The organism is Halorubrum vacuolatum (assembly GCF_900188065.1).
Taxonomy (GTDB): Archaea; Halobacteriota; Halobacteria; order Halobacteriales; family Haloferacaceae; genus Halorubrum; species Halorubrum vacuolatum.
This window is the reverse complement of the sequence record NZ_FZNQ01000011.1, coordinates 87927-102832: the sequence shown is the minus strand read 5'-3', so window position 1 is coordinate 102832 and position 14906 is coordinate 87927. Positions and strand designations below refer to the sequence as shown.

General features: G+C 64.6%; 12 protein-coding genes and 1 pseudogene. 6 read left to right on the top strand and 7 right to left on the bottom strand.

Going from position 1 to position 14906, the window contains the following annotated elements; all coding sequences use genetic code 11:
* From CHB65_RS11185 to glpA, 4 genes and pseudogenes are all read right to left on the bottom strand, one after another.
* Positions 1-567: pseudogene (locus CHB65_RS11185) on the bottom strand (hypothetical protein); the annotation flags it as partial.
* A gap of 155 nt (positions 568-722) precedes the next feature.
* A complete protein-coding gene (locus CHB65_RS11180) occupies positions 723-2234 on the bottom strand; it encodes an anaerobic glycerol-3-phosphate dehydrogenase subunit C (protein ID WP_089385153.1) in 1512 nt (503 codons plus the stop codon).
* Positions 2231-3628 (bottom strand): glycerol-3-phosphate dehydrogenase subunit GlpB, encoded by a 1398-nt coding sequence (gene glpB / locus CHB65_RS11175; RefSeq protein WP_089385152.1) that lies wholly within the window; start codon positions 3626-3628, stop codon positions 2231-2233. The genes CHB65_RS11180 and glpB overlap by 4 nt, the downstream gene beginning before the upstream one ends.
* Complete coding sequence (glpA, locus tag CHB65_RS11170; RefSeq protein ID WP_089385151.1) at positions 3615-5390, bottom strand: anaerobic glycerol-3-phosphate dehydrogenase subunit GlpA; 1776 nt, start codon at positions 5388-5390, stop codon at positions 3615-3617. The genes glpB and glpA overlap by 14 nt, the downstream gene beginning before the upstream one ends.
* Positions 5391-5728: 338 nt before the next feature.
* Between glpA and glpK the strand changes: the two genes are divergently transcribed.
* Both glpK and CHB65_RS11160 read left to right on the top strand, forming a co-directional pair.
* Entirely contained in the window at positions 5729-7267 is a 1539-nt protein-coding gene (glpK, locus tag CHB65_RS11165; RefSeq protein ID WP_089385150.1) for a glycerol kinase GlpK, read from the top strand.
* A complete protein-coding gene (locus CHB65_RS11160) occupies positions 7267-8364 on the top strand; it encodes a hypothetical protein (protein WP_089385149.1) in 1098 nt (365 codons plus the stop codon). Before glpK ends, CHB65_RS11160 begins: the two co-directional genes overlap by 1 nt.
* A gap of 42 nt (positions 8365-8406) precedes the next feature.
* Here CHB65_RS11160 and CHB65_RS11155 read toward each other — a convergent pair whose 3' ends face one another.
* Complete coding sequence (locus CHB65_RS11155) at positions 8407-8805, bottom strand: hypothetical protein (RefSeq protein WP_089385148.1); 399 nt, start codon at positions 8803-8805, stop codon at positions 8407-8409.
* 77 nt (positions 8806-8882) lie between these two features.
* On the opposite strand from CHB65_RS11155, the gene CHB65_RS11150 reads away from it, so the two are divergent.
* The 3 genes from CHB65_RS11150 (at position 8883) to CHB65_RS11140 (ending at position 11205) form a co-directional block, all read left to right on the top strand.
* Positions 8883-9128: a hypothetical protein gene (locus tag CHB65_RS11150; protein ID WP_245809962.1), complete on the top strand. Its 246-nt coding sequence runs from the start codon at positions 8883-8885 to the stop codon at positions 9126-9128.
* Positions 9129-9291: 163 nt separating this feature from the next.
* The gene (locus CHB65_RS11145; RefSeq protein ID WP_089385146.1) at positions 9292-10452 is read left to right on the top strand and encodes a Cdc6/Cdc18 family protein; all 1161 of its coding nucleotides are present in this window, start codon (positions 9292-9294) and stop codon (positions 10450-10452) included.
* Between the two features lie 63 nt (positions 10453-10515).
* A complete protein-coding gene (locus CHB65_RS11140; protein WP_089385145.1) occupies positions 10516-11205 on the top strand; it encodes an HAD-IIB family hydrolase in 690 nt (229 codons plus the stop codon).
* Positions 11206-11253: 48 nt separating this feature from the next.
* Here the strand turns inward: CHB65_RS11140 and CHB65_RS11135 are convergent, their stop codons facing one another.
* The gene (locus CHB65_RS11135; RefSeq protein WP_089385144.1) at positions 11254-11844 is read right to left on the bottom strand and encodes a hypothetical protein; all 591 of its coding nucleotides are present in this window, start codon (positions 11842-11844) and stop codon (positions 11254-11256) included.
* A 251-nt stretch (positions 11845-12095) separates the two neighbouring features.
* Between CHB65_RS11135 and CHB65_RS11130 the strand changes: the two genes are divergently transcribed.
* Positions 12096-12584, top strand: coding sequence for a halocyanin domain-containing protein (locus CHB65_RS11130; protein WP_089385143.1), 489 nt, complete (start codon positions 12096-12098; stop codon positions 12582-12584).
* A gap of 41 nt (positions 12585-12625) precedes the next feature.
* Here the strand turns inward: CHB65_RS11130 and fdhF are convergent, their stop codons facing one another.
* On the bottom strand, positions 12626-14764 hold the full coding sequence (gene fdhF, locus CHB65_RS11125; protein WP_089385142.1) for a formate dehydrogenase subunit alpha: 2139 nt from the start codon (positions 14762-14764) through the stop codon (positions 12626-12628).
* Positions 14765-14906: the final 142 nt, after the last annotated feature.

Genomic DNA, 14906 nt, shown 5'->3' with positions numbered 1-14906 from the left:
ATATCCTGCCGTGCTATCGACCGGTGGTTTGCGTATGTTTTTGTCGGATTCATCCCCGCCGTGAACGGCGAGGCTTTCTCCTTGACTCTCCGTAAAAAGCGTGCCATCGAGCCCGGTGACGACCGGCGGCAACTCGATCGCGTCGAGCTGTCGCGCTCCCGTAATGTACAGGTCCGAGTTCACGAGCAGGATGGCCTCGACTAGCTCCGAAAGCGGCGATGCGGCGATTATCTCGTCGCCTTCGATCAGCACTACGAGGTTCTCAACGGCGGTGAGGTCCGCCTCCGAGAGGCCGGCCGAGTCCCGAACGGTTAACGTGTCCACCGCGACGTCCGTCGTCGTTCCTCCGTCACCGATCAACGCCGAAAGTACTTCCTCGGAATCGTCCTTGTCGGTTCCATCGTCGGTTCCAGCTTCGGCGGTCGGCCGCACGTCGCTGACATCGACCTGTCCGCCGTTAAACGTCTCGACGAGCATGTTCCGTACCGGATCCGGTTCGGTTCGATTGACCACGGCCAACGAACGCTCAACGCCGTCGAACCGATCGATCATGTCCACGAGACTCACGTTAGTGGGCTACAGTCATCATCTGGATAAAATGTTTTGGCGGGCGTTACCATCGGTGAGAATTGGCGAACCGTTAGGCTGATCTATCGGTTGCGTCGGCCCTCAGATGGGGGTGCTCACGCGTCGATGGATCACCCGTTTATCAATGTGCCGACTCAGGCGTCGATGGGCAACGCGTCGGCCAGCAGCTGCAGCGGGTGTTCGATCTCATAGCCGGTGCCGTGTTCCATCTGCATCGCACAGGTGGGACACTCGGTCATTCCGACGTCGCCCTCGGCGTGTTCCATGTGTTCGAACATCTCCTCGCCGATCTTCATCGACGTCTCGTACTTCTCCTTCTTCCAGCCGTACGTTCCGGAGATCCCCGAACAGGAGTCGCCGACGTCCTCGATGACCACGCCGTCGACGTCGCGGAACGTCTCGACGGCCTGTCGTTCAAGTCCCTGGTTCCGTGCGTGACACGGCGCATGGTAGGCGAAGGCGCGCTCCTCGTCCAGCTCGCTGTCGGCGAGCGCGCCCTCCAAGTCCTCGTAGATCCGGAGGTATTCGAGCGCCTCGAACGTGTGATTCGAGACGTCCTCGATCCCGTGGATGTCGAACAGCTCGGGATACTCCTGCCTGAGCGACATCGAACAGGAGGTACAGGACGCGATGATGTCCGCACCCTCCCCGATGGCGGCGACCAGCTCCTCCACGTTCGTCTCCGCGTGCCGACGGGCGTCCTTCAACATCCCGTTCGCGAACATCGGCGTCCCCGAACACTTCTGAGGCGGCACGAGGACCTCATAACCGAAGTGCTCGAACACGCGGACCATCGCCTTGCCGACCTCCGGCGTGTTGTAATTCGAGTAGCAACCGTGGAAGTACGCCACGCGCTTGTCGGGGTTTTCAACCTGTGCGCCGCCACGTTCACGCCACCACGACCGGAAGGTCTGTGTGGCGAACGGGGGGAACTCCCGCTCACCCGTCACGCCGAGCGTCTTCTCGGCGAGCCACATCGCACCCGGGAGGTTCGTCGCGAAGTTCGCCAACCGTGGAACCTTGCTCGCGATGGAGGCGAAGAAGCGATAATTCGAGAGGATACGGTTGCGAACGTACTCCCGCGAGAGCTTCTCCATCTGCCGTTCGACGAACTGGCCGCGGGCCTCGTTGTGCATCTGTGAGAGCGGCACCGACGATGGACAGGCGTCATCACAGCGCATACAGTTCGAACACGAGGTGATCGACGCGTCGATGTCGTGATCGTCTTTCCGTTTCAACCGCCACTGTTCGGGCCCCTGGAACTTCGGTCCCGGGAACTCGTCATCGACCGCAGCCACCGGACAGGAGGTGTCACAGGAGGTGCATTTATAACAGGAGTCGGCCCCATCACGCAGATCGAGATCGCCGCCCGGGAACACGTCGACTGGATCGTACGTCGTCGGATCGAGCTCCGCCGAGTCGCTCCCGCCCGTCGCGCTTTTTACACCGCCGTCGGTCGCCGCCGACCGTTCGTCCCCGCCGTCGGCCACCTCCGGCTCCCCGTCGTCGGGGACGAAGATGGACGGCTGTTCATCCCGTCCGAGTGTCGGCACCCCCGGGTGGGGCTCGTGTACGTCCCCCGCGTTGTCCCCGTCATCGATCCGGTCCGCATCCGTCGTCGTATCGCGTTCGTCGTGTCCTGTCATTGTGCTGGTTCCGTCGCGCGTTCGATCGCCGCCGCTGCCTCCGTCCCCGCAGTTACCCCGGTCGCGAGTGAGACGCCGCTCGCGGACTTCTCCCGCGCGACGTCCGCGCCCCCGACCACCGATCCGGCCGCGAAGACGTTTTCATACTGTACCTCACCGTCCGCATCGAGCGGCTGTCCACGGTCGTTCGGCCGGACGCCGAACCGGGCGTACGGCTGCTCGCCGAAGACGTCGTCGACGAACCACTCGTATCGGTTCGTCGGCTGTGGGACGTGCAGGTCGAACGCGGGTTCACGGACCCCCGTCCGATCCGAATCGAGCCCCTTCCCGACGAGCCCACCGGTCGCCACGACGAACGCGTCCGCCGAGTAGGGGATCTCCCGTCCCTTCCGGTCCACGAGGACGTGGTCGACCAGACCTGCGTCGTTCGTTTCGATCCCGACGACGGGGTTACCCGTCTCGAACCGGACGCCTTCTGCGTCCAGCGCTTTATAAAGCCGGTCCTCCAGCCGAAGCCCTGGAAGGCTCGGCGGTCCCATCGGGATCTCGAAGACGTCCGCGCCCAGCCGGTCGGCGAGTTCCGAACGAACCTCGTCGGCGTGTTCATCCCCGAGGAACGACGGGAATCCGATTCGGTCGACTCGCTCGACGCCACCGTCGGCATCGACGATGTCGTGTAAGTGCGGGGCAACCGCCTTCGCCAACGCCTCGCGGGCCGGCGTCCCATCGATCGGTTGGTTCAGATCGAGCGCGCCCGCGAATCGGGTGATCTTCGCGTCCGTTTGGAACGCCTCCGCGAACTCGACCTCCGCACCGGCGACGGGGAACGGTACCCCGGCGGCGGCGAGCCGATCGGCGAACGTGCGGGCGTCGTACTCGGTCAGCGACCGGAAGCCGACGATCAACGTCGACGCGTCGTCGCTTGCGAGTCCCGCGGCGGCCGCCCGCGGGTAGCGTGCGGTCGGCTTCACGCTCCCGCCGAAGGTCGGAAGGAGCGCGTTTCGATCGGTGTGACTTCCGAGATACGCGTCGCCGACGAGGTCATCGAAGAGCGCGAGACCGTCGCGAAGCGCGTCCGCACCGAGGATCCGGTACGGGTGTTCCTCGGGGAGCCGGTCGATCGCCGCGAACGGGTCCGCGAGCGGACCTTCCGGATCGTCCCACTCATCGGGATCGATCCCCCGTCCGGCGGTCGGCGGGCCGTCACGGAGCGGCTTCGCCGGCTCCGTGGGTGGGAGATAGCCCAGCGCATCGATCAGCCCGGACGCCTGCCGGAGCGTGCTCGCTTTATACGAAACGAGCCTGACATCGACCCCCTCACGAGCGGCCGCGACCGCGGCGGTAATTCCGGCGAGCCCGCCGCCGACGACGAGGACGTCGCTATCGATCGCCATCGATACCTCCCTCGTCGAAGGGTCGACCGCCATCGGCGGCCGCCGTCCCCGAGTCAGCGCCGGCGTCACCGCCCGTCGGATCGTCAGCGGCATCGGGTCCGGCGTCGAACGCGGCGAAGTCGACGCCCGCATCGAGGCCGGCCGGATCGCCGTCGCGGTTCATCGTCGTCGCGTGCAACAGATGGTTTAACATCGCTTGGGAGAGCTGTCGCCCCCAGAGGGCGTGTCGCTGGCCCTTCCAGCGTTCCTGATACAGCTCGTCCTCGGCATCACGGACGACCGGTTCCGGATACTCCTGCGTCAACTCGGCGGCGATCCGATGGGTACAGAAGCCCCCCTGGCAGTTGCCCATCGATGCACGGGTCCGCAGGCGGACGGCGTTGAGGTCGGATCCGGCCTCCCCGATCGCGTGACTGATCTCCGCACGGGTGACCCCCTCACACTCGCAGACGACCGGGTTCGGCGAGACGCTCGACAGCACGTCGTCCGTCTTCGAGCCGAGCCGCTGTGCCGAGCGCCTCCCGACGGGCGATCGGATCCCGAACTCCTCCATGTACTCCCTGAGGACGCTGAAGTCCTCCGAACCGGGTAACGGAACCTCGGCGGTGTCACACTCGGCTTCGTATTCGAGTTTCTCACAGACGTGATCGGAGATGGACTCGGCCATCATCCGGTAGGTGGTAAGCTTTCCGCCGACGATGCTCGTCATCCCCGGCAGGTCGTCGCGCTCGTCGTGATCGAGGAGGAAGTAGTCGCGGGTGATGTCCGTGGGGTCGTCCGTCCCGGTTCCCGGCGGCTCATACAGCGGTCGAACGCCCCAGAACGACCGGAGGGTCCGGGCGTCTTTCAACGCGGGAACCAGCTCCGAGAGCGTCTCGATCATCAGATCGACCTCCCACTCCTCCTCCGGATAGTCCTCGGGGTCTTCGACCTCCTCGTCGGTCGTGCCGAGGATACAGGCCGTCTCGTGCGGGACCACGATGTCCGCGTCGCCCTTCGGCCGGCAGCGGTTGATGACGGTGTCGACCTGCCGGACGTTCATCACCGTCATCACACCCTTCGAGGGACGAACTTCGACGTCGACGCCGGCCATCTCACCGAGCTGGCCGGCCCACGCACCGGTCGCGTTGACGACATACCGGGCGCGGATCTCCTCGGTCGTCCCCGGCTCGCGGTGAACCCGCTTTCCGGGGCCGGTGTCGTGTTCGACCTCGACGCCGACGACCTCCCCGTCCTCGATGAGGACGTCGGTCACCTCGGCGTGGGTCTCTATTCGCGCGCCGTGCTCGCGCGCGTCGGCCGCGTTCGCGACACACAATCTGAACGGGTCGACCGCGCCGTCGGGGACGACGATCGCCTTTTCGACGTCCCGTGCGAGGTACGGCTCCCGGCGTCTGGCCTCCTCGCCGTCTATCACCTCAGCGGGAATGTCGCACGCGCGACATCCCTCGAGTTTCTCCTGAAAGTACTCCTCCGAGTCCTCGGGACGTTTCACGAACATCCCGCCCGTTTCCTCGACACAGTGGCCAGCAATGTCGCGGAGAACGAGGTTCTCCTCGATGCATTCGCGGGCGCTTTTGCGGTCCGAAACCGCGTATCTACCGCCGCTGTGAAGCAACCCGTGCATGCGTCCCGTGGTACCGTGTGTGAGGTTCCCCTTTTCGACGAGCACGGTGTCGAGCCCCCGTCTCGCAAGGTCCCTGACGACGCCGCAGCCGGTCGAACCACCGCCGACCACGATGACGTCCGCCTGTTCGCTCATGACACCCGTGATTTGGGTTGGGTCCACTTTACTTTACCCCCTGTGGGGGGGATGGTCGTAACTATGTCTATCGTTCCGAATGGTCATGGCCGAATATATGGCTGATTTCGGGCTGGGGGAGTATTACTCAGCCGGCAATCGACGGATCGAACAGTAAGATTAAAATGCTTATCCATTATGTTCACGAACGGCACGGCAGCATACGTAAAGATATGCCGTGGCGTCCGACCCGTCCACCGTAGGACGGCGATTTGCGGCCACTCTCGGCCGTGAAGGGCCCGATCGAGGGCCGGGACGCACCGTTGCGGCCGGCACACCGCCGCAGGAGGGACAAAAACATGACACAGTACGTCGGTGCGATCGACCAAGGTACGACAGGGACGCGATTCATGGTGTTCGACCACAGCGGGCAGGTGGTCGCGAACGCCTACGAGAAGCACGAACAGATCTATCCAAAGCCCGGCTGGGTGGAGCACGACGCGATGGAGATCTGGGAGAACACCCAGAGCGTCATCCAGGAGGCGCTCTCACGGGCGGACGTCGACCCCGAGCAGCTCGCCGCGCTCGGCGTGACGAACCAGCGGGAGACGACCGTCGTCTGGGACAAGGACTCCGGACGCCCCGTACACAACGCGCTCGTCTGGCAGGACCGCCGAACGACGGACCGCGTCGAGGAGATCCAGGAGGCCGGCAAGGTCGAGGAGATCCGCGAGAAGACGGGTCTGGAGTGTGACGCGTACTTCTCGGCGACGAAGACCGAGTGGATCCTCGACAACGCGGAGCCGCTCAAGATGTCCTCCTCGCGTGGACGCGACCTCCGCGCACGGGCTCGCGACGGCGAGCTCCTGATGGGGACCATCGACACCTGGCTGATCTACAACCTGACGGGCAACCACATCACGGACGTCACCAACGCCTCCCGGACGATGCTGTATAACATCCGGGATCTGGAGTGGGATGACGAGCTCTTAGAGGAGTTCAGTGTGCCCAAAGAGATGGTCCCCGAGGTTCGGCCATCCTCCGATGAGGACTACTACGGCCACACCGATCCCGACGGCTTCCTGGGCGCCGAGGTACCCGTCGCGGGCGCGCTAGGCGACCAGCAGGCCGCGCTGTTCGGCCAGACCTGTTTCGACGCCGGCGACGCCAAGAACACCTACGGCACAGGGTCCTTCTACCTGATGAACACGGGCGAGGAGGCGGTCTCTTCCGACACCGGCCTGCTCACCACCATCGGGTTCCAGATGTCCGGCGAACCCGTCCAGTACGCGCTTGAGGGTTCCATCTTCATCACCGGTGCCGCCATCGAATGGCTGGAGGACGTCGACCTCATCAACAACGCGGCACAGACCGCCGAGTTGGCGAAGTCCGTCGATTCCACCGACGGCGTCTACATGGTTCCGGCGTTCACCGGTCTCGGTGCCCCGCACTGGGACGGGCGCGCCCGCGGGACCATCGTCGGGATGACCCGCGGAACGGGCAAGGAGCACATCGTCCGGGCGACGTTGGAGAGCATCGCCTACCAGACCCGCGACATCGGGGAGGCGATGGAGGCCGACTCCGGCGTCGAGCTCACGAGCCTCCGTGTCGACGGTGGCGCGGTGAAGAACAACTTCCTGTGTCAGCTCCAGTCGGACATCCTCCAGACGGAGATCGCGCGCCCGGAGGTCGACGAGACCACGGCGCTCGGCTCCGCATACGCCGCCGGCCTCGCCGTCGGCTACTGGGAGACGATCGACGAGCTCCGTGACAACTGGCAGATCGACCGCGAGTTCGAGCCGGAGGCCGAACCCGCAACGGTCGACGCGCAGTATGAACGCTGGGCGGACGCCGTCGAGCGCGCGAAGGACTGGGCCCGTGATGAGGATGATGAGTAATGACGGGAGTAAGCTCAGTTGAGTTCGCCCTCACGGGCGTACTCGCACAAGGCTGGGACGCAGGGTCGATCGATGTCGTCATCGATGTCCTCAGTGACCCGACGATCTGGATGGGTGCGGCCGCCGGCGGTGCGTTCGGCGCCGCCATTGGTGCACTCCCGGCGTTCGTCTTCACCGGCTTCCTCGTCATCGCGGGTGTCTGGGGCGGCCCCGACGCCGCCCAGGGCGTCGGCGTCGACGTCGGGTTCGGTCCGGTATTCGGTCCACACATCTCCTTCGCCGGCGGTGCGGCGGCCCATGCGTACGCGGCCAAGAAGGGGTACGTGGAATCCGGCTTCGACTACCACAACGCGAAGGACATCACCGTCGCGCTGGGGAGCAAACCTGACATCCTCGCCGTCGGTGCGGCGTTCGGTGTGTTCGGCATCGCACTGGAGCAGGTGCTTCGAAACCTCGCGATCCCGACCGACCCCATCGCGTTCACGGTCGTCGCCAGCGCGCTCCTGCACCGGGCGGTCTTCGGTTACTCGATCATCGGGAACCTCAGCGCCAAGGCGGACGGCTACATGGACATGGGGCCGTTCGAGCGCGGGGAGATGCGCGAGCCCGGAGAGGTACCGGGCGACGCCGAGAAGGAGAGCGAGGATCGGTTAGCCGTCGAGCCGTGGCTGCCCAACATGTACAAGTGGTCACATGTCGCATCCATCGGGCTGGTCGCCGGTCTCGCCGGCGCGTACGCGGCCATTCAGACCGGAAATCCCTTCCTTGGGTTCGGTATCAGCGCGGCGTCGCTGCTCTTCTTGAACCTGGGTGTCGCGAAGCTTCCGGTCACCCATCACATGACGCTCCCGGCCGCGACTGCGTTCCTCGCGACCGAGGGGACCGGATTCGGTCCGACCGCGGCACTCCTCGTCGCTGGGTTCTTCGGTATCCTCGGTGCGCTCGTCGGTGAGGCGTTCCAGCGCGTCTTCTACGCGCACGGTGACACCCACGTCGACCCGCCGGCGGCGTCCATCGCGATCACCCACACGATCATCGGCATCCTCTCGATCCTCGGGATCTTGGGGACGGCCGTGTGGGTTCCGGGCGCAGTCTAATCGCGCCCGACGCGATTCACCAACCAGCGGTTCACCCCTTTATCAGGCGGGTAGCTGAGACCTGAGCATGAAATACGATCCGACCCCGAGAACGCCCCCGATCGCGATGGCGGTGAGGAAGGCATGAGCGACGAGAAAGACGGCGACGGCGAGGGCCGATGCGATCATGAGCGCGATGCCCGCAGCCCCGTGGTGGTAGTTCCCGGCGGCCGGATGTTCGCTGAGCGGAGTCCGCTCCGACTCGGGCACTTTTATACTGGCTCGATACGGCCAATAAAACCGCGCGCCGATCGCCGCGCCCGCCGCGACGATCGAGGAAAATTGAATGTCACCAGTTGCGGTCGTAACGGGCAGAAAGACTGCGATGGCGACGAACAGCGCGAGCACCTTGCTCCGCCGGCTCGCAACGACGACCGACTCGTGAAACTCCGGTTCCGACATATCCCTCACGTCGGTGGCACCCATGATTAAGTATACGAAACACGCGAAGGCACAACTCGGGAGGTTCGGACTGATCGATGGAGGGGTGGGTTTACTACCCCGGCAGGTCACCTCTCGGAATGATGGCGCGTTTCGGATTCGAGCGACGGGACGGACGGAACCTCCTCGTGGTCGCCGCGATCATGACGGCCGTGATGACGATCGTCATCGATGCGCCGATCGTCGCCCGGCTGATAGCCGGGATGATCATGGGGCTCGTAAGCGCCCTCGTGTTCGTGATCACGACGGTCCTCATCAGACGGTACAAACCGGATCACTGGTAGTCGCCTCGCACGGGCCGATAAGTGCCTCGTCCGGGCCGAAAAGTGCCTCGCACGGGACCGTCGCGGCAGACGCGTCGAGGCAGCCGTTCGATGTCGTTCTCAATTGGCAGCCCCTTTCCTGTATGGCAAACGCGTCTTCTCCCTTACCCACGGAGGGAGAAACGTGAACATCGACGACCGTATCGAACGTCGACTCGGGTTCGATGCCGTCACCGGTGTCGTCGCCGATCCGGACGCCATCTCGCCGGTATCGCATCCACGTTCACCGGTGGGCCGCGGTCCCGACCTCGAACGGCTTCTCGACGCGCTCGATCCGGCGTTCGCCGGCTCGTTGCCGCCGAGTATGTATATTTACGGCCCGAAAGGAAGCGGAAAGTCGGCGGTCGTGAAGGCGCTCTTCGATCGGCTCGCGGCACACGGTGGCCGGCGGCAGTCGATCCAGACGTCGACGCGTGCCGTCGAACCGGTCCTCCCCGAGTTCGCCTACGTCGACGTGAGACACGCCCGGACCCGGTTTCGGCTCTATCATGATATCCTCTGTACTGTCGGCGGCGATGAGGTCCCGGATCACGGGATCGGAACGGAGGAACTCGCCTCGACGCTTGCCGACACCGTTCGTGGACCGATCGACGTCGTCGTGGCGCTTGATCACACGAACGAGCCGGCGTCTCCGGACGTCTCGACGGTCATCGACTGGCTCTCGTCGGTCAGCGAGCGTATCGTCCCCGTCTGTTTGAGCCGGGAGCCGCCCGCCGAGATCGACTGGCTACCGGAGGTGACGTTCGAGTTCGATCGGTATCGCCACCACGTCCTCGTCGAACTGCTGACCAGTCGGGTCTCCTCGGGACTCACCCGGAACGCGCTGACCCACGGGCAGGTCCGTGAAGTGTCCGAATGGGCCGCGGGGGACGCACACGACGCGCTCTCGGCGATCACAGGGGCGGCGTGGCACGCCGAACGAACGGACGCCACCACGATCGCTCCCGAGGATCTCGATGCCGGTATCGAGGGTGTACCGAAACCGTGTGTCGCGTTAGGGCGGGTACTGGCGCTCTCGGAGAGCAGACAGCGTCTGCTGTACGAACTCGTTCGTCTCTCGGAGTCGGATCGAAAGTCGGTCAACGCGGCGACCGAGTCGATCGCGGCGACGCCCGCGGTCGATCTCTCCGCATCGACGGTTCGGCGGATCCTCTATGAGCTCGCCGACGTGGGCTTGCTCGACCGGGTGACCGTGAGTCGATCGAACGGGAAGGGACGGCCGCCGAGCCGGCTCGTTCCGCGATTTCCGACGCTCGTCTTTCGGGAACTGTTCGAGCGACGCTGAGACGGCTGTTATCCCATACCGGGAACGAAAGACGGTTGGGCCGTCGACAGCACGATCCGATCGATGGTGCCACCGCTCGCGCTCGACATCGACGGGACGTTGACTACCCCGGATCACCGCATGGATCCGCGGGTCTTCGAGCTGTTACCCGAGTGGGACGCGCCGGTCGTGTTCGCGACCGGCAAGGCGTTTCCGTACCCCGTCGCGCTCGCACATTTCCTCGGACGACCGGAACTCGTTATCGCCGAGAACGGCGGCGTCATACACGACGGCGAGGAGACGACGTTCCTCGGCGATCCGGCGGCCCCGCGTGCGGCGCTTGAGGCCTACGTCGAACAGGGCGGCGAGGTTGCGTGGCCGGCCGATGGAACGGTGAACCGATGGCGTGAGACCGAGGTCGCACTGCCGCTCGATGCGGACGAGTCGCTGTTGCGAGCCGTCGCCGACGAGGCCGATGGAGCAGTCGAGGTCGTCGACACCGGCTACGCCTACCATCTCAAGCCCGCAGGCATCGACAAAGGACGCGCGCTCGAACGCCTCTCGATGGTGTTGGGGATCGATCCCGGGTCGTTCGTGGCGATCGGCGACAGCGAAAACGACGTTTCCACGTTCACGGTCGCCGGCGACGCCTATGCGGTCGCGAACGCGGACCAAGCTGCCCGCGACGCGGCCGATCACGTTCTGGCCCGCGGATATATGGACGGAACCGCGGATGTGTTGACCGCGCTTGCGAACGGAACGACGCCGGAGTGAGCCGAAAGGGGGGACGCCGGAGTGAGCTGGAACGCCGGGTTCGGTGGATCACTCGAACCGGATCAGGTCGTCATCGACCCCCCGGAGACTCTCCGCAAGCCGTGATCCGTCCGGAACCGCCGCGCGGAAGGCTGGCGAGCCGAACGGGACGTCGCCGTTGATCGAGAGGAAGCCGAGTTCGGTCGGGCCGCCCTCGAGGCCGGTAAGAAACGCGACCTTTCGGACGGCTTGGACGTCGCCTATCCGCGCCTCCACGTCGATAGACTCGTACAACCGCGCGTGGGTGGCGACGTGATGGACGCAGGTCGGCGTCGGTGCGAAAAACAGGAGGAGGTGAACCGCGGGCCCTCGCCGGGAGAGCTTCGGCCGCACGGCGTGTCTGGGATCTTCATAGAAGTACCGTTCGGCCCGACGGAACTGTCTGAGGAGTTCATTCGCACCGGTTGCGCGTCGAACGGCCGCATCGCTTTTAAGTTCGATGACGTGATCAACCCGTTCAGGCGTCCGAAGTTGGACGTAGACGTCGACGAGGCCTCGACGACCCTCCGCATCGTACGGCTCTTCTAGCGCGACCGTCGCGTCGTCATAGGCGGCCGTGTAGTGCTCAACCAGCCGTGTCGCCAGTTCGTCCTCCCGCATCGGTCGGATCCGGGGCCCGTCGGCGCTTAAACACCCCGGCTGGGAGATCCCGGAGCCGGCATCATGATAGTTTTCAAATATAATACAACATTTGATAAATGTGCTATGTGAAAGTTCCCCATGGGTACGATATCCCCGACAAGGTAAGTGCTGAACGAATATGAACATTTTGGCGATAGAAGACTCAAAACACACGGATACGGACGATCCGATCGAGGGGTTTGTAAGGCCTCGACACCTACTAAATAGTGATGTCACAGAAACTGTCGAGACGGCGGTACGTAGCCGGAACCGGGGCGGTCATGACGCTCGGCGCGCTGGCCGGCTGTGCCGGGGACGACGGTAATGACGCCGGCGACCCGGACGACGGCGCGGAGGAGGCACCCGCCGAGATCGACGAGTTCCTCGCTGACGCCCGACTGTACGACGGCACCATCGCCGATCACACCGGCGAGGACCAGGTCGAAGTCGCCGTCGGCGGTGGGGACGACGGCCTCGCGTTCGATCCGGCTGCGATCCGCATCGACGCCGGCACAACCGTCCGGTGGGAGTGGACCGGCGCCGGTGGGGAACACAACGTCGAGTCCGACGAGGGGTCGGTAACGGAGTTCTCCAGCGGCGACGCAGTCGCTGAGGAGGGGGAAACATACGAGTACACCTTCGAGGACGAGGGCAACGTGCTATACGTCTGTACCCCACACATCGGGGTCGGAATGCTCGGCGCGATCGAAGTCGTATAAAAAGCGTCGAAACGGTCGCGTCGCCTTCGGCGCGACCTAGCTCAGTCGTCGGCGGGTTCCGCGCCCTGTGCGTCGACGTTGACGGCTATCTCCGCGGCGGCCGCCTTATATTCCGGTATCTTCGCCCGTTCATCGAGCACGTCGTTCGTGAGGCGGTTGGCCGAGGCGGCCGCGAAGTGTGGGGTCGTCCAGACGACGCCCTCCTTCGTGTCCTCGGTGACGTTCGCGACGACCTCGATCTCGCCACGCCGCGATTTGAGCGTCACCATGTCACCGTCCTCGATGCCGTAGTCTGCGGCATCGTTCGGGTGCACGTCGACGAAGTTCTCCGGATGTTGGCGGTTGAGCGTCGGGGATCGTCGGCTCATCGTTCCCGTGTTGTAGTGTTCCTCCAGCCGGGCCGTCGTGAGGATGAGCGGGTAGTCCTCGTCGGGCACCTCCGCGGGCGGCTGGTGACGGACGCCTTCGATCTTGCCGAGACCGTTCTCGGTGTCGAAGGAGTCCGCATAGAGGTACTGGTCGCCCTCGTCGCCGGGTTCATAACACGGCCACTGGATCCCCTCCTCGCCCAGCGCGTCGTAGGTCATCCCGTAGTAGCTCGGACAGACCTGGCGGAGTTCCTCGAAGACCGCCTCCTCGTCTTCGAACCGGAAGCCGTCCTCGCCGAAGAGCCGGCTGCCGACCTCCATCAGTATCTCGAGGTCGTGTTTCGTGTTCTCGTGCACCTTCTCGACGCCCCGCATCCGCTGGACGCGGCGGTCGGTGTTCGTGACGGTGCCGCCCCGCTCGGCCCACGTCGTCGCCGGAAGGACTACGTCGGCGAACTTGGCGGTTTCCGTCATGAAGATGTCCTGCACGCAGAGGAAATCGAGGTCCTCCCTGAACCGTCGTTCCGCGGCGTGGCCGTCGGGCTCGCTCATCAGGGGGTTCTCGCCCATCACGTACAGCCCGTGTACCGTGTCGCCGATGGCGTGGGAGATCTCGACGTTCGTCAGTCCCGGCTCGTCGGGCACCTCGAAGCCCCATACCTCCTCGACGGACTTGCGCGCCTCGTCGTCGTCGACAAGCTGGTAGCCCGGAAGGACGTTCGGCATCGCGCCGACGTCACAGGTGCCCTGCACGTTGTTCTGGCCGCGCAGCGGGTTGACGCCCGTGCCGGGGCGGCCGAGGTTCCCCGTGATCAGCGCGAGGTTGATCTCGTTCTGGACGTTGTCGACGCCACAGGTGTGTTGGGACATCCCCATCCCGGTGAAGATGGCGGCGTTGTTCGCCATCGCGTACTTCTCGGCGGCGAGTTCGATCTCCTCGAGCGGAACGCCGCACTCCTCGGCGGCCGCCTCCTTGTCGAAGTCCGCGAGCGTCTCTTTGAGATGATCGAACCCTTCGGTCCGCTCCTCGATGAACGCCTCGTCGATCCAGCCGGCATCCGGCTCCTCCTCGTGGCGCTCCAAGATGGTCTTGATGACGATGTTGAGAAGCGGGATGTCCGTTCCGGGGTTCAACTGGAGGTGCTGGTGACGCTCCGTCTCGTCGATCTTGAACGACCGGGTGGTCTTGTTCTTGTGTGGGTCGACCTGGATGACCGTCGCCCCCTCTAGGACGGCCTGTCTGAAGTACTGGCTGTTGGCGATCGGATGCTGTTCGCCGGGGTTTGCGCCCTGGATCCAGAGCACGTCGGCCGCCTCCTCGAGGTCGGCCATGCTGTTGGTCATCGCACCCTGGCCGAGGCTGGTGCGGAGCGCCCAGACGGTGGAGGCGTGACACATCCGCGTGCAGTTGTCCACTTGGTTGGTTCCGAACCGACGGGCGATCTTCTGGAGCAGGTAGTTCTCCTCGTTGAACGTCTTCGAGGAGCCGAAAAAGCCCATCCCGTCGGGGCCATGCTCCTCGCGGATGCGCTCCATCTCCGAAACGATGCGATCGTACGCCTCCTCCCAGGTCGCCTCGCGGAACTCGCCGTCCTCCTTGATCAGCGGGTCCGTCAGGCGGTCCTCGTGGTCGACGACCTGTGTCGCCGCGCCGCCTTTGATGCAGACACGTCCTTCGTTCACCGGCGCATCGCCCCACGGCATAAACCGCATGTCGCCGGGGTTCTCATCGCCGGGTTTTACCTGGATCCCACAGCCGACGCCGCAGTACGGACAGATGGTTTTGACCGGTTCCGCTTCCTCACTCGACATGGATATCACCCACGGATCGTGCCGTCATACGACATGATTGTTATGGCTAATTCATGAGTGTGTCGGTGGAATTGACCATCCCGATGCCCCTGGTTGGCGCCCGCACGATTCACTTGGCGCCTCCATGCACCCGTATCCGAGA